The organism is Limnohabitans sp. (assembly GCF_040401495.1).
Taxonomy (GTDB): Bacteria; Pseudomonadota; Gammaproteobacteria; order Burkholderiales; family Burkholderiaceae_C; genus Limnohabitans.
On the sequence record NZ_JBBAOI010000002.1, the window covers coordinates 55,564 to 74,534 of the forward strand.

At 52.9% G+C, this 18,971-nt stretch carries 21 protein-coding genes; 14 read left to right on the forward strand and 7 right to left on the reverse strand.

From position 1 onward, the window contains the following. The first annotated feature begins 109 nt into the window (after positions 1-109). The 3 genes from rplM (at position 110) to erpA (ending at position 1,459) form a co-directional block, all read left to right on the forward strand. Positions 110-553, forward strand: a complete 444-nt coding sequence (rplM, locus tag AC9UEO_RS02000; RefSeq protein WP_509529197.1) for a 50S ribosomal protein L13 — start codon at positions 110-112, stop codon at positions 551-553. After that, complete coding sequence (gene rpsI / locus AC9UEO_RS02005; protein WP_509529200.1) at positions 550-942, forward strand: 30S ribosomal protein S9; 393 nt, start codon at positions 550-552, stop codon at positions 940-942. The genes rplM and rpsI overlap by 4 nt, the downstream gene beginning before the upstream one ends. 151 nt (positions 943-1,093) lie before the next feature. After that, positions 1,094-1,459, forward strand: a complete 366-nt coding sequence (gene erpA, locus AC9UEO_RS02010) for an iron-sulfur cluster insertion protein ErpA (protein WP_509529203.1) — start codon at positions 1,094-1,096, stop codon at positions 1,457-1,459. Positions 1,460-1,462: 3 nt separating this feature from the next. On the opposite strand, the gene AC9UEO_RS02015 is transcribed toward erpA, so the two are convergent. Beyond that, positions 1,463-2,569, reverse strand: coding sequence for an anhydro-N-acetylmuramic acid kinase (locus AC9UEO_RS02015; RefSeq protein ID WP_509529206.1), 1,107 nt, complete (start codon positions 2,567-2,569; stop codon positions 1,463-1,465). 7 nt (positions 2,570-2,576) lie between these two features. After that, positions 2,577-3,902: a M23 family metallopeptidase gene (locus AC9UEO_RS02020; protein WP_509529209.1), complete on the reverse strand. Its 1,326-nt coding sequence runs from the start codon at positions 3,900-3,902 to the stop codon at positions 2,577-2,579. 110 nt (positions 3,903-4,012) lie between these two features. Here AC9UEO_RS02020 and tyrS point away from each other — a divergent pair, with 110 nt between their 5' ends. From tyrS to dbpA, 3 genes are read left to right on the forward strand one after another with little or no spacing between them, the layout of a single operon-like run. Continuing rightward, positions 4,013-5,245 (forward strand): tyrosine--tRNA ligase, encoded by a 1,233-nt coding sequence (tyrS, locus tag AC9UEO_RS02025; protein ID WP_509529212.1) that lies wholly within the window; start codon positions 4,013-4,015, stop codon positions 5,243-5,245. A gap of 35 nt (positions 5,246-5,280) precedes the next feature. Continuing rightward, positions 5,281-6,204: a cation diffusion facilitator family transporter gene (locus AC9UEO_RS02030; protein ID WP_509529215.1), complete on the forward strand. Its 924-nt coding sequence runs from the start codon at positions 5,281-5,283 to the stop codon at positions 6,202-6,204. A 47-nt stretch (positions 6,205-6,251) separates the two neighbouring features. Next, positions 6,252-7,649: an ATP-dependent RNA helicase DbpA gene (dbpA, locus tag AC9UEO_RS02035; protein WP_509529218.1), complete on the forward strand. Its 1,398-nt coding sequence runs from the start codon at positions 6,252-6,254 to the stop codon at positions 7,647-7,649. On the opposite strand, the gene ybeY is transcribed toward dbpA, so the two are convergent. Together ybeY and AC9UEO_RS02045 are read right to left on the reverse strand one after the other, a co-directional pair. Continuing rightward, positions 7,640-8,095, reverse strand: coding sequence for an rRNA maturation RNase YbeY (ybeY, locus tag AC9UEO_RS02040; protein ID WP_509529221.1), 456 nt, complete (start codon positions 8,093-8,095; stop codon positions 7,640-7,642). The genes dbpA and ybeY overlap by 10 nt on opposite strands. A gap of 2 nt (positions 8,096-8,097) precedes the next feature. Further along, positions 8,098-9,036, reverse strand: a complete 939-nt coding sequence (locus AC9UEO_RS02045) for a PhoH family protein (RefSeq protein ID WP_509529224.1) — start codon at positions 9,034-9,036, stop codon at positions 8,098-8,100. A gap of 40 nt (positions 9,037-9,076) precedes the next feature. On the opposite strand from AC9UEO_RS02045, the gene ruvA reads away from it, so the two are divergent. Both ruvA and ruvB read left to right on the forward strand, forming a co-directional pair. Next, a complete protein-coding gene (ruvA, locus tag AC9UEO_RS02050) occupies positions 9,077-9,652 on the forward strand; it encodes a Holliday junction branch migration protein RuvA (RefSeq protein ID WP_509529226.1) in 576 nt (191 codons plus the stop codon). A gap of 8 nt (positions 9,653-9,660) precedes the next feature. Continuing rightward, positions 9,661-10,725 (forward strand): Holliday junction branch migration DNA helicase RuvB, encoded by a 1,065-nt coding sequence (gene ruvB / locus AC9UEO_RS02055; RefSeq protein WP_509529228.1) that lies wholly within the window; start codon positions 9,661-9,663, stop codon positions 10,723-10,725. Between the two features lie 7 nt (positions 10,726-10,732). Here ruvB and AC9UEO_RS02060 read toward each other — a convergent pair whose 3' ends face one another. Next, positions 10,733-11,371 carry a histidine phosphatase family protein gene (locus AC9UEO_RS02060; protein WP_509529231.1) on the reverse strand — a complete coding sequence of 213 codons (639 nt, stop codon included), beginning with the start codon at positions 11,369-11,371 and terminating at the stop codon, positions 10,733-10,735. Between the two features lie 130 nt (positions 11,372-11,501). Between AC9UEO_RS02060 and AC9UEO_RS02065 the strand changes: the two genes are divergently transcribed. Genes AC9UEO_RS02065 through AC9UEO_RS02080 form a run of 4 tightly spaced genes read left to right on the forward strand, consistent with a single transcriptional unit; the run spans position 11,502 to position 15,203 of the window. Continuing rightward, positions 11,502-12,146: a TetR/AcrR family transcriptional regulator gene (locus AC9UEO_RS02065; protein ID WP_509529233.1), complete on the forward strand. Its 645-nt coding sequence runs from the start codon at positions 11,502-11,504 to the stop codon at positions 12,144-12,146. 13 nt (positions 12,147-12,159) lie between these two features. Continuing rightward, the gene (locus tag AC9UEO_RS02070) at positions 12,160-13,956 is read left to right on the forward strand and encodes an acyl-CoA dehydrogenase C-terminal domain-containing protein (protein ID WP_509529236.1); all 1,797 of its coding nucleotides are present in this window, start codon (positions 12,160-12,162) and stop codon (positions 13,954-13,956) included. 25 nt (positions 13,957-13,981) lie between these two features. Next, positions 13,982-14,422: a DUF2147 domain-containing protein gene (locus tag AC9UEO_RS02075; RefSeq protein ID WP_509529238.1), complete on the forward strand. Its 441-nt coding sequence runs from the start codon at positions 13,982-13,984 to the stop codon at positions 14,420-14,422. A gap of 22 nt (positions 14,423-14,444) precedes the next feature. Further along, entirely contained in the window at positions 14,445-15,203 is a 759-nt protein-coding gene (locus tag AC9UEO_RS02080) for an enoyl-CoA hydratase (RefSeq protein WP_509529241.1), read from the forward strand. Here AC9UEO_RS02080 and AC9UEO_RS02085 read toward each other — a convergent pair whose 3' ends face one another. Beyond that, complete coding sequence (locus tag AC9UEO_RS02085) at positions 15,204-15,575, reverse strand: nuclear transport factor 2 family protein (RefSeq protein WP_509529243.1); 372 nt, start codon at positions 15,573-15,575, stop codon at positions 15,204-15,206. Positions 15,576-15,683: 108 nt separating this feature from the next. Here AC9UEO_RS02085 and AC9UEO_RS02090 point away from each other — a divergent pair, with 108 nt between their 5' ends. Then, the gene (locus AC9UEO_RS02090) at positions 15,684-16,577 is read left to right on the forward strand and encodes a LysR substrate-binding domain-containing protein (RefSeq protein ID WP_509529245.1); all 894 of its coding nucleotides are present in this window, start codon (positions 15,684-15,686) and stop codon (positions 16,575-16,577) included. Here AC9UEO_RS02090 and AC9UEO_RS02095 read toward each other — a convergent pair. Next, on the reverse strand, positions 16,559-16,981 hold the full coding sequence (locus AC9UEO_RS02095; RefSeq protein WP_509529247.1) for an acyl-CoA thioesterase: 423 nt from the start codon (positions 16,979-16,981) through the stop codon (positions 16,559-16,561). The two genes, AC9UEO_RS02090 and AC9UEO_RS02095, sit on opposite strands and share 19 nt — an antisense overlap. 41 nt (positions 16,982-17,022) lie before the next feature. Here AC9UEO_RS02095 and AC9UEO_RS02100 point away from each other — a divergent pair, with 41 nt between their 5' ends. Further along, entirely contained in the window at positions 17,023-18,849 is a 1,827-nt protein-coding gene (locus AC9UEO_RS02100) for an ABCB family ABC transporter ATP-binding protein/permease (protein WP_509529249.1), read from the forward strand. The last annotated feature ends 122 nt before the right edge of the window (positions 18,850-18,971 follow it).

Sequence of the window (18,971 nt, forward strand, 5' to 3'; positions counted from 1 at the left end):
TTCGCAGCGAACAAGGCCCCGCGGCGGAGTTTTCATCCCCACCTAAGAGGTTCCCAGCAGAGGAACACCGACCGTGGAAAAGGGCCTCACAACCCACTCTAGGAAAAACATGTCCACCTTCAGCGCAAAACCCGCTGACGTGACGCATGAGTGGTTTGTGATTGACGCCACCGATAAGGTGCTCGGACGGATTGCCAGCGAAGCAGCCCTCCGTTTACGCGGCAAGCACAAAGCCATTTATACGCCCCACGTCGATACCGGCGACTATATTGTCGTCATCAACGCAGCCAAAATTCGTGTCACAGGCAACAAGTCTTTAGACAAGATGTACCACCGCCATTCTGGTTACCCAGGTGGCATCTCCAGCATGAACTTTCGCGATATGCAAGCCAAGCACCCTGGCCGTGCTTTGGAAAAAGCTGTCAAAGGCATGCTGCCCAAAGGTCCTTTGGGTTTTGCCATGATCAAAAAGCTCAAGGTGTACGGCGGAGCCGAGCATCCCCACACCGCCCAACAGCCTAAAGTGCTGGACATCTCAGGAGCGTCGAAATGATTGGTGAATGGAACAATGGCACCGGCCGTCGCAAATCCAGCGTTGCCCGCGTGTTTCTGAAAAAAGGCACAGGTCAAATCAAGATCAATGGCAAAGACATCGCCGAATACTTCGGTCGTCAAACATCCATCATGATCGCCAAGCAACCTTTGTTTTTGACTCAACATGCCGAATCTTTCGACATCCAAATCAATGTGCAAGGTGGTGGCGAATCTGGACAAGCGGGTGCCGCTCGTCACGGTATTACCCGCGCCCTGATCGATTACGACGCAACGCTCAAACCCGTGCTGTCCGCAGCAGGCTTTGTCACCCGCGATGCGCGTGAAGTCGAGCGTAAAAAGGTCGGTTTGCACGGCGCTCGTCGCCGCAAGCAGTTCAGCAAACGCTGATGCTGTTATGCCCACTTGGCGTGGGCAAGCCCAAACAAGAGCCGCTGGCATTCCTGCTGGCGGCTTTTTTCATGCCCTGGCAATAACCCTCTCTCGGGTATTGTTGAGTAAACTAGGTTACTATTAAGACATCAAGATTTTGGAGTGCGCTATGAGTGCCTTAGCTGAAGCAACACCTACCACCATGCCCGAACCCATAGTGTTCACTGACAGCGCAGCTGCCAAAGTGGCCGATTTGATCGCTGAAGAAGGCAATTCCGATTTGAAATTGCGTGTCTTTGTACAAGGCGGCGGCTGTTCGGGCTTTCAATATGGCTTCACGTTTGATGAGATCACCAATGAAGACGACACCACCATGTCTAAAAATGGCGTGTCTCTGCTGATCGACGCCATGAGTTACCAGTATTTACTAGGCGCTGAAATCGACTACAAGGAAGATTTGCAAGGTGCCCAGTTCGTCATTAAAAACCCCAATGCCACTTCTACCTGTGGTTGTGGTTCTTCCTTCTCTGCTTAAGTTTTAAGCGGGGTACAGCCCGCCCAAGACACGCAAGCCTTTGGCTCCTGTCACGCTAGGCAGGTTGCCAGGCAAACCCAAGACAAACTGTCTGGCCAGCCATGCAAACGCAGCAGCTTCGACTTGCAGTGGCGGCAAGCCATGGGACGCTGTGGTGCTGACTTCAACCTTTGGAAGATAGCGGCCAAGCAGTGACATCAGGTGCAGGTTGTAGGCCCCGCCGCCACAAACCATTAAACGACTCGTTTCAGGTGCGAAACGAGCCACAGCCTCTGTGGCACTGCGAGCACTCAGGTGTACCAAGCTGGATTGAACATCCACAGGCGACAAGGCTTGGAAGTCCGACAGGTGTTCAGCAAGCCAGTGTGCATGAAACAAATCGCGGCCTGTACTTTTAGGCGGTGCAAGTGCAAAAAAAGGCTCGGTCAGTAGGTGTTCGATCAACGCTTCAGACTGTGTTCCTTTGGCGCTCCAAGCGCCGTCTGCATCGAAGGCAAGTCCAAGGTGTTGCTGGCACCAGAGATCGAGTAGGACATTGCCAGGCCCGCAGTCAAAACCTGAAGCACTTTTATCTGGGTGCAATATGCTGAGGTTGGCCATGCCTCCAATATTGAGTATGGCCGTAGTTTCTGCCGTGTCGCCCCACAGCGATTGATGAAATGCAGGTACCAAAGGCGCACCTTGGCCGCCGGCCGCAACATCTCTGTTGCGAAAATCGGCCACCACATCGACGCCACAAAGCTCGGCCAGCAAAGAAGGGTTATTGAGTTGCAGGGTGTAGCCCACGCCATCATGTAAGCCCGGTTGGTGACGAACGGTTTGCCCATGGACGCCAACAGCCCTAACCGAAGCAGCATCTAGCCCTTGGTGTTCAAGCAACAAATGAATGGCATGGGCGTAGACCTTGACCAAGGCATTGGCGGCGATTGCAGATTGGTGCAGTTCGTTCAAACCAGCATGGTTGAGGTCTAACAGGGTTTGCTTTAAAAGTGGTGGGAAGGGAAGTGTCTGGTGAGCCAAGACACTGCAACCAGATGCAAAGTCCACCAAAACCGCATCGACCCCGTCAAGTGAGGTTCCCGACATCACGCCTATATAGAGCGTGGACATAGTGCGTTCAGGGTGCAGGCAGCGCCAGCGAGGCTGAGGCCAATTGTTGGCTCACCTGCTTTGCCAACTGATCAAATGCGGTGCGTGCTTGGGCAGATACGGGCACGCTCTCGTTTTTCCGCGCCATCACCAAAGGGTCTTGGTGTTTGCCGTTAACGCGAAACTCAAAATGCAGATGCGGGCCTGTGGCCCAGCCCGTAGAGCCCACTTTGCCAATGGACTGACCTTGCGCAACTGACTGACCGCGTTTAACTAACATTTGACTCAAATGGGCGTAAACCGTGGAATGGCCGTTAGGGTGTTTCACCACGACTGCGTTGCCATAGCCACCCAGATTACCTGCACTTTCGACCACACCCGTCCCAATAACGCGCACAGGGGTACCAGTTGGGGCCGCGTAATCCACCCCCAAGTGAGCACGCCAAGTCTGCAAGATGGGGTGAAAGCGCATTTTGAAACCACTGCTGATGCGCGAGAAAGTCAGCGGGGAAGCCAAGTAGGTACGACGTAAACTTTGCCCGTCTAGGGTGTAATAACCTCCTGGGTGGCTGTTGTTTTCTTGAAACCACATGGCTTGAAATGACTTACCTCGGTTGACAAATTCTGCACTCAAGACCTTGCCGGACTTGATGGTCTCGCCATCCGCTTCCAAGGATTCATAGGCCACACTGAAGCGGTCGCCAACTCGCAGGGCGCGGTGAAAATCGATATCGCCTGAAAAAATTTCAGCCAACTGAACCGCGATGCTGTCGGGTATGTGTGCGTCATCCGTGGCGGCAAACAAAGAGCTTTGAATGAATGCACTGGAAAGCCGAACAGAGGGTGTAAGTTCGCCGCTTTCAAGTCGGGCAAGAAAGCCTAGCTCTTGACGTTCAATCACCAAGCGTTGAAAGCTGACGCTGCTGTCAGTGGCCCAACGGGCTGTCAATCGCAGCAAGCGGTTGTCATCGTCCATTTCGGCGCGGATCAAACGGCCAGCACGGCCAAGCAAATTGCTACGCACCAAGGCATTCGCACGCATGAAGTCAGCAGCCTGCGCATCGCTCACATTCAATCGGGCCAATAAACTATCAGCGCTGTCGCTAGAGCGGGAAGTCTCAGCGCGGTAAAGGCGAATACTGCCCCTTCCCAAACTTTGCATTTGATTGTCTAGAGAAAGGGTGCTGACGGACTCTACCAACTGCTTGACGGGAAGTGAGGAAGAAAGCGGCGACAATCCAACCATAGCCAGTGCGCCTCCTGCGCCCAAGAGCAGCAACAGACTGATGTGCCCTATCCATGTTTTGGATGAGGGCACAGCGTCTTGCGAAGATGGCGTATCAAACTGTTGCAAACTGCAATATCCTGTGGTTAAAACTGGCAGGCAAAAGAAAGTTCCAAGCCCATTCAAATGAGCGCAGAGTATACAAGCACTTTTTACCGACATAAACCTTAAATTTTTATATGAATCAAGGATCTACGACGGAAATCTCTATTTCGCAAGAGGTTTTGCATGCCATGCAAGTCAGCCAACGTGGTTGCGAGGAATTGCTGCCCGAGCAAGAGTGGCTGAAAAAACTCCAGCGTTCTCACACCAGTGGCACGCCCTTGCGCATCAAACTGGGACTTGACCCCACCGCGCCGGACATCCACATCGGCCACACCGTGGTGCTCAACAAAATGCGCCAATTGCAGGATTTGGGGCATCAGGTGATCTTTTTGATCGGCGACTTCACCTCGTTGATCGGCGACCCTTCGGGGCGCAACAGCACCCGCCCGCCATTGACGCCCGAGCAAATCAAGCTCAATGCCGATACCTATTACAAGCAGGCCAGCATGGTGCTGGACCCGGCCAAGACCGAGATTCGCTACAACAGCGAGTGGAGCGAGCCTTTGGGGGCCAGCGGCATGATCCAACTCGCGTCGCGCTACACCGTGGCGCGGATGATGGAGCGTGCCGACTTTCACAAACGCTTTCACGGCGGCCAATCCATCAGCGTTCATGAGTTTTTGTACCCGCTGATGCAAGGCTATGACAGCGTGGCCTTGAAAAGCGACTTGGAGTTGGGCGGCACCGACCAAAAATTCAACCTACTCATGGGGCGCCATTTGCAGCAAGAGTACGGTCAAGAACCGCAATGTATTTTGACCATGCCTTTGCTCGAAGGTTTGGACGGCGTGGACAAAATGTCCAAAAGCAAAAACAATTACATCGGCATTGCTGAAGACGCCAACACCATGTTTGCCAAGGTGCTGTCCATCAGCGACACCTTGATGTGGCGCTGGTTCACCTTGCTGAGCTTTCAAAGCATAGAGGCCATTGCCGCTTTGAAGGCCGAGGTCGATGGGGGGCGCAACCCGCGCGACGCCAAGGTGATGTTGGCCAAAGAAATCACCACCCGTTTTCACAGCGCCGCCTTGGCCGATGCGGCCGAACAAGATTTTGTGAACCGCAGCAAAGGGGGCATCCCCGACGTGATTCCCGAGGTGAACCTGAGCGGCGCACCACTGGGCATTTCAGCGCTACTGAAAAGCGCAGGCTTGGCACCATCGAGCAGCGAGGCCAGCCGATTGATCGACGGTGGCGGTGTTCGCATTGATGGCAGCGTGATCAGCGACAAAGGCTTGAAGCTTGCGGCGGGTACGTATGTGGTGCAGGTCGGCAAGCGCAAGTTTGCCCGGGTTCACCTTGCTTGAAACGCTTGAAGCCCCGGCCACCATGAGGCTTTTTGATGAATTTTCTCCGTCGACTCCAACCTAAAACGCTGCTGTGGGCATCTGTGGTGGTGGCCATCATCACCATTGTGATGAAAACCTTGGCTTGGTACATCACCGATTCAGTGGGTCTGTTGTCCGACGCCATGGAGTCGTTTGTCAATTTAGCCAGCGCCATCTTTGCGTTGGTGATGGTCACAGTGGCACAACAACCTGCTGACGAAGCGCACCCCTACGGTCACCACAAGGCCGAGTATTTCTCCTCTGGGTTTGAAGGTGTGCTCATCATGGGCGCAGCAGCGGCCATTATTTGGGCGTCCGCGCATCGCATCTTTGACCCGCAGCCTGTGGAAGATTTGGGCTGGGGTTTGGCGCTGTCGGTGGCAAGTTCTGCCTTGAATGCTTTTTTGGCATGGGTGATGTTTGGTGCTGCCAAGGTGCATCGCTCTATTGCCTTGGAAGCCGATGCCAAGCATTTGGTCACCGACGTATGGACCTCGGCTGGGGTGGTGATCGGTCTGACCATGGTTTATTTCACCGGTTGGTTATGGCTGGATGCGCTGGTCGCCATGGGTGTGGCATTGAATATTTTGAAAGAAGGCTTTAACCTGATTTGGCGCTCCTCTCAAGGCTTGATGGATGAAGCGGTAGAACCCGAAGTGCTGGCGCAAATCAAGGAAGTCTTAGACGGCTTTGAGCACCATCGGGGTGAAGTGCAGATCATTCGTTTTGACCATGTCACCACCCGTCAAGCAGGGCAACGCCGCTTTGTTGATATGCATATGCATATGCCCGCGAGTTGGTCGTTGGGAAGAGCTGCAGCTTTGCGCACCAGCGTGGAACAAGCCCTGATGAGTGCTGTACCTGGTCTTAGAGCCACCATTCAATTGCTGCCCAACGATGTGGAAGCGCATTTCGATGATGTGCGGGATTTGAAGTAAATAAACAATTGGGGTCAGGTACGAATTTAGCCACCGATAATCCCCCTATGACCCAAGCTTTCAGCGCACTGCCTCTTTCCCCCGATACCCTCGCCAACCTCGACCAACTGGGCTACACCGAGATGACCGCCATACAAGCGGCGAGTTTGCCCTTGGCGCTGGCGGGCAAAGACCTGATCGCCCAAGCCAGCACCGGCAGCGGCAAAACCGCTGCGTTTGGTTTGCCTGTGGTTGAAAAACTCACTGCCAACTTTCACGCGGTGCAAGCGCTGGTGATGTGCCCCACCCGAGAATTGGCCGATCAAGTCACGACAGAAATTCGTCGATTAGCCAGAGCGACGGCCAACATCAAGGTGGTGACGCTGTGCGGTGGTGTGGCCTTGCGCGGCCAAGAGCAAAGCTTGCAGCATGGGGCGCATGTGGTAGTGGGCACGCCTGGACGCATCTTGGACCACTTGACACGCGGCAATTTGCGTTTGGATTCGGTAAAAACCTTGGTGCTCGATGAAGCCGACCGCATGCTCGACATGGGTTTTTACGACGACATGAAGCAGCTGATTGCGCAATGCCCGGTGCAAAGACAAACCTTGCTTTTCTCGGCCACTTATCCCGAGGGCATTGCCAAACTGTCGGCGCAGTTCATGCGCGAGCCACAAACAATCAAAGTGCAAACCGTGCATGCAGCGGACAAAATCCGCCAAATTTTTTACGAGGTGCGTGAAGACGAGCGACTGCATGCGGTGTCTTTGCTGCTGAACCACTTCAGGCCCGAATCGACACTCGCGTTTTGCAACACCAAGCAGCAATGCCGCGAGTTGTTGGCGGTGCTGCAAGCCCAAGGTTTTGACGCGCTGGCGCTGTATGGCGAGTTGGAGCAGCGCGAGCGAGACCAGGTGCTGGTGCAGTTTGCCAACCGTTCTTGCTCGGTGTTGGTGGCAACAGACGTGGCAGCGCGTGGCTTGGACATCAGCCAGTTGAATGCGGTGATCAATGTGGACGTCACGCCAGACGCCGAATTGCACATACACCGCATCGGCCGTACTGGTCGAGCGGATGCCCAAGGTTTGGCGCTGACCTTGGCCAGTTTGGATGAGATGGGGGCGGTCGGGCGAATCGAGGTGTTACAGGCCCAAGAATCAAAGTGGGCCCCCCTATCTGAGCTGACGGTTGCAGTGGGGGACAAGCTGCAAGCCCCTATGCGCACCTTGCAAATTGTGGGTGGGCGCAAAGAAAAAATCCGCGCTGGCGATGTGTTGGGTGCCATGACAGGCGAAGCAGGTTTTGAAGCGACGCAAATTGGCAAGATCAATGTGAACGAGTTTTCTATCTATGTGGCGGTTGACCGGGCTATTGCGCACACAGCGGTTGAGCGTTTGTCCAAAGGCCGCATCAAGGGCAAGTCGGTCAGGGTGCGTTTATTGGACGAAGAAGCGTCTCAACGGTAAGGGTTGGCAATGCCCAGACCCGCCAAGATGGCCATTTCCTGCGCTTCCATGGCGTGTGCATCGGTCAAAGAAGTTTCATGGTCCCAGCCTTGGGCATGCAGTGTGCCGTGCACCAGTAAGTGCGCGTAATGCGCCGCCAGCGTTTTGCCCTGTTCTTTGGCTTCCTTGGCGATCACCGGCGCACACAACACCAAATCTGCCATCACCACAGGTGACTGCGCGTATTCAAAGGTCAGCACATTGGTGGCGTAATTTTTTTTACGGTAACTGTGGTTCAGAGCGCGGCCTTCTTCCAAGCCGACGATACGAACTGTGATTTCGGCGTCACTTGCCAATGCATGTCGAATGCAGCGTGTCACCATGTGTCGAGACAGCGCAGTGCGGTGTCTTGTTGCATGAGGAATGTCGGCAAATTGCAAAGAGAGTTGAAGCTTGGCCATTGACATGCTCAAACCTCTTTACGCTGTTTGTCGTAGGCATCCACAATGCGTGCCACCAAGGGGTGGCGCACCACGTCCTTGCTGGTGAAGTGGGTGATGGCAATGCCTGACACTCTTCGCAGAACATGTTCTGCCTCCACCAAACCACTGGGACTGCCTTTGGGTAGATCTATTTGGCTTACGTCGCCTGTGATCACCGCTTTCGCCCCAAACCCGATGCGGGTGAGAAACATTTTCATTTGCTCAGGCGTGGTGTTTTGTGCCTCATCCAAAATGATGAAAGCATTGCTCAAGGTGCGTCCACGCATAAATGCCAGCGGAGCAATTTCCAAAGCACTGCGCTCAAATGCTTTTTGCACTTTGTCAAAACCCATTAACTCGTACAAAGCATCGTACAAAGGGCGCAAATAAGGGTCAACCTTTTGCCCCAAATCACCAGGCAAAAAACCCAGTTTTTCTCCTGCCTCCACAGCGGGACGGGTCAAGATGATGCGTTGCACCGCACTTCGTTCCAGTGCATCGACCGCGCTGGCAACTGCCAAATAGGTTTTGCCTGTACCTGCCGGTCCAATGCCAAAAGTGATGTCGTGTTGTGCGATGTTTTCCAAATAAAGGGCTTGGGTGGGGGTGCGTGCTTGGACATCGTTGCGACGCGTTGAAAGCATCAAAGAACCATCCCTGTTGACGGCCATGTGCGCATCCCCCGCCAACATCAGTTGCACCTGCTCCTTGGCAATAGGCTTGGCCGCTCGTTCGTAAAGAGCCTGAAGCACTTCAAGGGCTCGCTCTGCTTTGGCTTTGTGACCATCGATTCTGAATTTCTCATGGCTATGTGAAATCTTGACAGTCAGGCCGAGCTCTATGGTGCGTAAATGCTCATCCATGGCGCCACACACGTGGCCAAGTCGGGTGTTGTTGGAGGGGCTGAAAGTGTGGCGCAGAATCAAGTTGATAATCCGTTGAAATTTCCCCAATGATAGGCATTCAATGATCGGCAAGTTGAGCGGCACCCTGAGCGAAAAAAATCCGCCCCAAGTTTTGGTGGATTGCCACGGCGTGGGCTACGAGGTGGATGTGCCCATGAGCACCTTCTACAACCTTCCTGCTGTGGGTGAAAAAGTGTCGCTGTTAACCCATTTTGTGGTGCGTGAAGACGCGCAAATTCTGTATGGGTTTGGTTCGCCCGAGGAACGCACCGCGTTTCGCCAGTTGATCAAAATTTCGGGCGTGGGCCCACGCATGGCACTGGGTGTGCTCAGCGGCATGAGCGTGGCCGAGTTGGGCCAAGCCATCACCTTGCAAGAGGCGGGTCGCTTGGTGAAAATCCCTGGCATTGGCAAAAAAACCGCCGAGCGGCTGCTGCTCGAACTCAAAGGCAAGATGGGCGCGGACTTGGGGCCGTCTTCGGTACCCGTGGGCAATAGCAGCCAAAACGACATCTTGCAAGCGCTGGTGGCACTGGGTTACAGCGACAAAGAAGCGGCCTTGAGCCTCAAAGCCTTGCCAGCAGACTTAGGTGTGAGCGAGGGCATCAAGTTCGCGCTCAAGGCATTGGCGCGGTAAGTCAAGCGATGAGCATACAAACCGATAACTTTGGCGAAGACTTCAATACTGCACCACGCGTGGTGTCGGCCGCGCCGGTGAGCCCACGCGAAGAAGCGATTGAGCGTGCCTTGCGCCCCAAGCTGCTGCAAGAGTATGTAGGCCAAGCCAAGGTACGCGAGCAGTTGGAGATTTTCATTGGTGCGGCACGCAACCGCGATGAAGCCCTCGACCATGTGCTGCTGTTTGGGCCGCCGGGCTTGGGCAAAACCACGCTCAGCCACATCATTGCGCAAGAGCTGGGTGTGAACCTGCGCCAAACCAGTGGGCCTGTGTTGGAAAAGCCCAAGGATTTGGCGGCACTGCTGACCAACTTGGAAAAAAACGATGTGTTGTTCATCGATGAAATCCACCGCTTGTCGCCCGTGGTGGAAGAGATTTTGTACCCCGCCCTAGAGGACTACCAAATCGACATCATGATCGGCGAGGGACCGGCAGCGCGCAGCATCAAGCTCGATTTGCAGCCTTTCACCTTGGTGGGGGCCACCACCCGCGCCGGCATGTTGACCAACCCGCTGCGCGACCGCTTTGGCATCGTGGCGCGTTTGGAGTTTTACAGCGCCGAGGAGTTGCAGCGCATCGTCATGCGCAGCGGCGGTTTGCTCAAAGCGCAGCTCGACGAGCAAGGGGGCTTTGAGATCGCCCGTCGCTCGCGCGGCACGCCGCGCATTGCCAACCGCTTGCTGCGGCGGGTGCGCGACTATGCCGAGGTCAAGGCCGATGGGCGCATCACACAAGCCGTGGCGCAGGCTGCGTTGGCAATGCTCGATGTGGACCCGCAAGGTTTCGATTTGATGGACCGCAAGTTGTTGGAAGCCGTCATTCACCGCTTTGACGGCGGCCCCGTGGGCTTGGACAACATCGCGGCCAGCATTGGCGAAGAGCGTGACACCATCGAAGATGTGATAGAGCCGTTTTTGATTCAGCAGGGTTTTTTGCAGCGCACACCGCGGGGCCGCATCGCTACTTTGGCGGCCTATCGGCATTTGGGGGTGGCGGCGCCTCAGAGGGAAAGCGGTTTGTTTGGCGAGTGAGTGCGCATCAAGCGCTGGACTCATCCTTGGATGCTTCCAAATGCGCTTCATCAGCCCAGCCCACGATTTGCAGACCCTCAGGCGTCCAAAGCAATCGATTGATGGCGGTATTGCGCAAACCCCAGGTTCGCGCGGCTTGTAAATCTTGGCGTGTTGCCATGCGGTAAAGAATATCTAATACACCGCCATGGGTGACCCACAGCACTTGTTGCCCTGTATGCGGGGATGCCATTTCGTGAATCAAGGCTGCTATACGGGCGTGCAACATGACCAGGCTTTCGCCGCCTCCTTGCGGCGTCCATTCAGGGTGACGCTCTCGCCACTGCTCTGCGTCTTGTGGCCACTGGTTTTGAATGTCTTGCCAAGTGTGGCCTTGAAAATCGCCAAAGTGACGCTCGCGAAGAGGGGTTCTGGCGTGGACAGGTATTTGTTTTGTCGCGGCCACGGCCTGTGCAGTGTCAAATGCTCGGCTTAAATCGCTGGCATAGACTGCATGAATGTCCTCATCGGCCAAGGCTTTCGCAAGTTGTTGTGCTTGCCAACGCCCATGGTCGTTGAGGGGGATGTCCATTTGTCCCTGAATTCGGGTCTGCACATTCCAATCTGTTTCCCCGTGGCGAATGGCCAAAATACGTGTGATTTTCATGCGGGTTAGTTTAAAGCTTGATGCGAAACCCTCCTTTTTATTGCTGTTAGGTAAGCATCACACGCGAAATAGCGTAAAATAGCACGGTCGTTCTATTTTTATGCAAATGCCTGTGACTTCACAACCCGACATGACTGATATTCCCGATCCAGAGGCCGATAACGGCAGGGGTCGATTAATGCAAAAAGGTAAGCAAACCAAAAGCGCGATTGTTGATGCTGCTCTAGGTCTTGCTACCCAAATCGGTATTGAGGGCTTGAGTATTGGCGCGGTTGCAGAAGTGATGCAGATGAGCAAATCGGGTGTTTTTGCACACTTTGGTTCTCGTGAAGAGTTGCAAATATCCGTGGTTCGTGAATACCACCATCGATTTGAATTGGAAGTGTTTTACCCCGCTATGCAAGAAGCCCGTGGACTGCCTCGTCTTCAAGCGCTTTTCGCCAACTGGATGAAGCGTACCTCGGCTGAAATTGACTCAGGGTGTTTGTATATCAGCGGCGCAGCAGAGTTTGACGACAGACCTGGGCCTGTCAGTGATGCCTTGGCCAGCTCTGTCAAGACATGGCTCAGCGCTTTGAATCGCTGTGTATTGAAAGCGCGTGAAGAAGGTCATTTGGCTGAGAACACGGACGCCGCCCAAATGTCATTTGAGTTGCACGGCTTGATATTAGCCTTGCATTACGAAGCACGATTTCTCAAAACAGACAAAAGCCTAGACCGCGCTCAACGCGGCTTTCAACATATTTTGTTGCGCTACGGCGCGTCCCCAACCTAAGGAAAGATTGATCATGCCCAGCTACACACCGCCATTGCGCGATATGCAATTTGTGATGAATGAAGTCTTGGATTTGCCAGGTGTGCTGAAAAGCTTACCTACCCATGCAGAGCTTGACGCTGAAACCATCGCTGCCGTATTGGAAGAAGGCGGTAAGTTCGCTACAGAGATCTTGATGCCCTTGAACCAAGTAGGTGACAAGCAAGGTTGCCAGTTAGACAACAAAACCCATGAAGTCACCACGCCCAACGGTTTCAAACAAGCCTTTGAACAATTTGCGCAAGCTGGCTGGTCCGCACTCAGCTGCGACCCTGCATACGGCGGGCAGGGCTTGCCGATTGTGGTGAACCAATGCATTTATGAAATGCTCAACAGTGCCAACCAAGCGTGGACCATGTACCCAGGACTGACCCACGGTGCTTATGAGTGCTTGCATGCCCATGGCACAGAAGAACAAAAGCAGATGTACCTGCCGCGTCTCACCAATGGCGAATGGACGGGCACCATGTGTTTGACAGAATCCCACTGCGGCACCGATCTGGGATTGCTGCGCACCAAGGCCGAGCCGCAAGCGGATGGCAGTTTCAAACTCACTGGTAACAAAATTTTCATCAGCGCAGGTGAGCACGACTTGGTGAGCAATATTGTTCATCTGGTGCTGGCACGGCTGCCGGATGCGCCTGTCGGTAGCAAAGGCATCAGTCTGTTTGTGGTGCCTAAGTTTTTGGTCAACAGCGATGGCAGTTTGGGAGAGCGCAACCCTATTTACTGCGGTGGCTTGGAACACAAAATGGGTATTCACGGCAATGCCACTTGCCAAATGGTGCTCGATGGTGCGGTGGGAACCTTGGTGGGTCAACCGCACAAAGGCTTGGCGGCGATGTTTGTGATGATGAACGCTGCACGCATAGGCGTGGGCATGCAATCGCTGGGATTGACCGAAGTGGCTTACCAAAATGCCTTGGCTTATGCCAAAGACCGCTTGCAGTCCAGAAGCCTCTCAGGTGTCAAAAGCCCAGATAAACCCGCTGACAGCATCTTGGTTCATCCCGATGTTCGCAAAATGCTCTTGACCGCCAAAGCTTACGCAGAAGGTGGCCGAGCCTTGAATCTTTATTGCGCCTTGCTGATTGACCAAGAGTTACACCACCCAGATGCCGCCGTGCGTGCTGAAGCGCTGGAGATGGTGGCCATGCTGACACCCATTGTCAAAGCTTTCATCACCGACAACGGGTGGATAGCAACCTCGTCTTGTATGCAGGTGTTCGGCGGCCACGGTTTCATCCACGAATGGGGCATGGAGCAATTTGTGCGCGACTCTCGCATCAATATGATTTACGAAGGCACCAACACCATCCAAAGCTTGGATTTATTAGGGCGTAAGGTGCTGGGTAACCAAGGTGCAACATTAAAGAAATTTGGCAAATTCATTGCCACCTTGGTCGCCGAAGAAACCGACAACGAGGATATGGCCGAGTTCATTCAGCCTTTGGCAAAGCTAGGCCAGCAAATGACCCAGTTCACAGGTGAAATTGGCATGAAGGCCATGTCGAATGCGGATGAAGTAGGGGCAGCAGCGGTCGATTACTTGCGTGTGACAGGTCATTTGGTTTTTGCCTATTTTTGGGCGCGTATGGCCAAAGTAGCTTTACAAAAAATCGCCCAGGGCAGTAGTGATCCGTTTTACAAAGCCAAATTGCAAACCGCCAGGTTTTACTTTGCCAAGTTGTTGCCTGAGACTGCAAGTTTGATGCAAACTGCTCGCGCAGGAAGCGCCGTGTTGATGGATACCCAAGAAATTTTTGCTTAATGCCCCACCCACCAAGGAGACACCGATGAAAAAAATCTTTTCTTTTTTGCTCAGCATGACCGCCATGACAGCTTTTGCTCAAATGACGCCCGTCGGTTTGTGGCACACCATTGACGATGAAACCAACCAACCCAAAGGGGAGGTGCGGATTTTTGAAAAGGATGGGGCGCTGGTGGGTGTTGTGGGACGAGCACTTAAAGAAGATCCCAATGCCAAACCCAACTGCGACAAATGCGTAGATGACCGCAAAGGACAACCCATCATCGGTATGGAGATTTTGCGAGGCTTAAAGCGCGAAGGCAAAGAAGAAGAGCATTTATGGGCGGGTGGGGGAAAAATTCTTGACCCCACGAACGGAAAGATTTACACCGTGAAAATGGTGCCGATTGAAGGTGGAAAACGTTTGCAAGTGCGAGGCTATATTGGCCCCTTTTATCGCACCCAATTCTGGAATCGTGTTGAGTAACTCACTTAAAAGTACCACTGATATGAGCCATGTTTTGCAACACTTTGAAAGCGGCGTTCTAACGCTGACCCTCAACCGAGTCGACAAAAAAAATTCACTCACTTCTGTCATGTACGCTGAGTTAGCCCAAGCCTTGGCATCTGCTCAAACGGATTTGCAGACCAAGGTTGTGCTGATCCAGGGTCATGAAACTGTTTTCAGCGCCGGCAACGACATTGCCGACTTTCTGCAGCAACCTGCAGCAGGTGAGGACTCCCCCGTTTTTCGCTTTCTAAGAGGCATTGCAGTTTTTGCCAAGCCCTTGATGGCCTCGGTGTGCGGTCCTGCGGTGGGAATAGGCACCACCTTGCTGCTTCATTGCGATTTGGTTTACGCAGGCGACAACGCAGCATTTTCTATGCCGTTTGTGAATTTAGGTTTGTGTCCTGAGGCTGGCTCCAGCCTGTTGGCGGTTCAGCTCATGGGCTACCAGCGTGCCGCAGAAGCCTTGTTGATGGGCGAGCCCTTTTTGGCTGAAACAGCTTTGGAAATAGGCTTGATCAGCAGAGTGCTACCCCCTGCTGAGGCCAATGCCTACGCCCAACAGCAAGCCCGCAAAATGGCGACCAAGCCTTTGTCTTCCCTGATGGAAACCAAACGCTTAATGAAGGCCGCTCAAACACCGCAGGTGTTGGAGCGCATCCAGCAAGAAGGCATGGTGTTTGGTCGAATGCTTAAAGAGCCCGCGGCTATCGAAGCTTTCAGGGCCTTCATGGAAAAGCGCAAGCCTGTGTTTCACTGATCAAATGGCTGGCCCTTTGCGCCAAAAATGCTTGGCAACGATGGTCCAACGGCCCTTGACCTTCATCAGGTTCAGGTAGTCCACCATGATGTTGTCAAACAAGCGCAACTGAACTTTGGCCAAGGCCATTTCATCGGACAGCACATCCAGCATCAATATAGTGTCTTGACGTGGCGCGTTAATTGATGCGGGTGAAGCGCGGCCTTGAACCATTTCGCGATAAGCCTTGAAGGGGCGAACCACAGTTAGGTCATCTTGGGTTGAATACAGTACACAATCTTGGTGAAAAACTTTATCGAATAAGGACATGTCTTGGTTCTGTAGCACATCAAAATAATCACTCAAAAATGCACGAATCTCATCTGTCACCATGGCGGGTCTCCTTTTTGTTCAAGCAATATGGCTTAAGAGTTGTATTGAACAAGACGATCCATCACTGTGATCATCAATTTATTTGCAGAACAGGTGAATTTTTTTAACATGACGTCGCGTATTCCACCGTTGAGCGCATTAAAAGCTTTCGAGGCCATGGCCCGACTTGAGCGTGTTAACGCCGTGGCCAAAGAGTTAAACCTTACCCACAGTGCAGTGAGCCACCAACTCAAAAGTTTGGAAGATATGGTGGGTGTTGCTTTGTTTGAGCGCCTGGCCAGACAAATGACCTTGACCGAGGCGGGTCGAACCTACGCTTACCAAGTCAGGCAGTCTTTGGACGAGTTGAATCAGGCCACCCAAAAACTCAGAAAACCAAGCCATCAAGCCACCTTGTCCATCGCAGTACTCCCCTCTTTTGCCACGCATTGGTTGATTCCACGGTTAGCTGATTTACGACAAACCTACCCTGAGTTGGTGCTGAGCTTGCATGCGGGTTTATCGTTTATAGAGTTTGAAAAAAACAGAATTGACGCGGCATTGCGATTTGGCCATGGGCAATGGCCAAATTTGCAAACAGAGCACCTCATGGGTGACAGCTTGGTCTTGGTCGCTGCCCCTTCGTTGGTAGGTCATCAATCATTCAAAACTTTCAAGTCTTTGATGAAATACCCTTTGCTGCACTCAGGCGAAAGTTGGTCGTCTTGGTTGCAAAGTGCCCACACAGAAGATGATCCTCCCTCGCCCCATCTGCTCTTTACAGACTCGACTCACTTGCTCGAGGCTGCCAAATTAGGCATGGGTATTGCCCTGACCCGAAGGTCTGTTGCGCATGGCTTGATTCAGCACGGGGCGCTGCGCTGCTTGAGTCCCGTTGAGCCAGTGCACAGCAGCAGTTATTACTTGGTTTGGCCCTATCACAGCCAACCACACCCCATGTTGAAAAAATTCCGCGACTGGTTAAGTATCCAAGTAAAAAACTATCAAGCGTCTTTGCGTTGAATGTGTCGGGGCTTGCCTTGGGCGTCAATCGCCACATAAGTCACCATGGCTTCGGTCACTTTCAAATAGGTGCCTTGAAGGGTAAATCGCTCGGCAAACACCTCTACTTTGACCGTGATAGAGGTATTACCAATGCGGGTGATAGTGCTGAAAAAGCTCAAAATGTCACCGACTTTCACGGGCTGCTTGAACACAAATTCATTGACAGCAACAGTGGCTAAACGGCCGTTGACATAGCGTGCTGGCAAAACTGCACCTGCCAAGTCGACCTGCGCCATCACCCAACCGCCAAAAATATCGCCGTTGGCATTGCAATCGGCTGGCATGGGGATGACTTTGAGGACCAACTCTTGGTCTGTGGGAAGGGCTTTGACGGTAAAGCGCAGATCAGAGGTATCAGTCACAGGCACAATCCTAGTTGTTCATTCTTTCGCTATTGTGCTGTATGCGCCCTTCTACTAGCCCTTCACCTACTCTGTCTGATACAGCCACGCCTGCCCCTGCGGTCTCAGATTGGCAAACCTTGGCACGTTTGTTCCCCTACTTATGGGAATACAAATGGCGTGTGGTGGCTGCGCTTTCATTCATGGTGGGGGCCAAGCTTGCAAACGTAGGCGTCCCCATACTTCTAAAGACCTTGATCGATCGCATGACACCTCAGCCTACAGGCGTACAAATGCTATTGGTGGTGCCGGTTGCCCTTCTCATCGGTTATGGCTTGCTGCGTTTATCGGTCTCTGCGTTCACCGAGTTGCGTGAGTTGATTTTTGCCAAAGCCACACAAGGTGCAGCCCGCACCATTGCCTTACAAACCTTTGAGCATTTACACGAATTAAGTTTGCGTTTTCATTTAGAACGACAAACCGGCGGCATGAGCCGTGACATTGAGAGAGGCGTGCGTGGCATTGAGTCGCTGATTGCCTATTCGCTCTACAGCATCGTGCCAACCTTGATCGAGGTGGTGTTGGTACTGAGTATCTTGGGCATTCAGTTTGACAAGTGGTACGCCATCATCACTTTGTGTGCATTGGGTTTGTATATTTATTTCACCGTGACAGTGACGGAATGGCGTACCCAGTTTCGCAAACAAGTCAATGAGTTTGACTCCAGTGCTCACACACGTGCCATAGACTCTTTGCTGAATTACGAGACCGTCAAATATTTTGGAAATGAAGGCTTTGAAGCCAATAGGTATGACGAAAATTTGAACAAATTACGCCTAGCCCGCATCAAAGCACAAAACTCATTGAGTGCCCTCAATATGGGTCAACAACTCATCATCGCTGTGGCTTTGGTGGCCATGCTGTGGCGAGCCACACAGGGATTGGTCGATGGCCACATGACCTTGGGCGACTTGGTGATGATCAATGCCTTCATGATTCAACTCTACATACCGTTGAATTTTTTAGGTGTGATCTACCGTGAGATCAAACAAAGCCTGACAGATTTAGACCGTATGTTCAATTTGCTTGAGAAGGAGCGTGAAGTTGCCGATGCGCCCAACGCACAACAGCTTAGCCTTGAGAGTCCACCCAGTGTCCATTTTGAACATGTGCATTTTGCTTATGAGCAAAACAGGGTTATCTTGAAAGACGTGAGCTTCACCATTCCTGCAGGTAAAACCGTGGCTATTGTGGGTCCCTCTGGGTCGGGCAAGTCAACCTTGGCGCGCTTATTGTTTCGGTTTTACGATGTTCAGCAAGGGGTGGTGCGTATTGATGGACATCCCTTGAACCATTTAACGCAAAAAAGTGTGCGTCAGGCCATTGGCATCGTTCCGCAAGACACCGTTTTGTTCAATGACACGGTTTACTACAACATTGCTTATGGTCGGCCTTCTGCTTCTAGAGAAGAAGTCGAACAAGCCGCAAGGGCAGCACGCATCCATGACTTCATTGCGTCTACACCCCTAGGTTACCAAACCATGGTGGGCGAGCGTGGCTTGAAGTTGTCGGGTGGTGAAAAACAACGTGTGGCCATTGCGCGAACGCTGCTAAAAAATCCCTTCATTCTTATTTTTGATGAAGCCACCTCCGCGCTAGACAGCAGCAATGAGCGAGCAATTCAATCGGAGTTGCGGGAAGCGGCAAACAACAAAACCACCTTGATCATCGCCCATCGACTGTCGACAGTTGTCGACGCACATGAAATCATCGTGCTGGATCAAGGCGCCATAGTGGAGCAGGGTACCCATGCGCAGTTGCTCGAGGCGCAAGGCGCGTATGCCCGCATGTGGTCAATGCAACAAAGTCAGGAAGAGCATGCGCTTTAAGGGAGTTCAGCGTTTTCGTCAGGCGCATTGCTTTCTCGCGGACCAACCATACCCAGTTTTGCTTTAAGCGATTGTGGCTCGTTTTGAATCAGCGCTGCGTAAACGGTGGCGTTGGCCAAGAC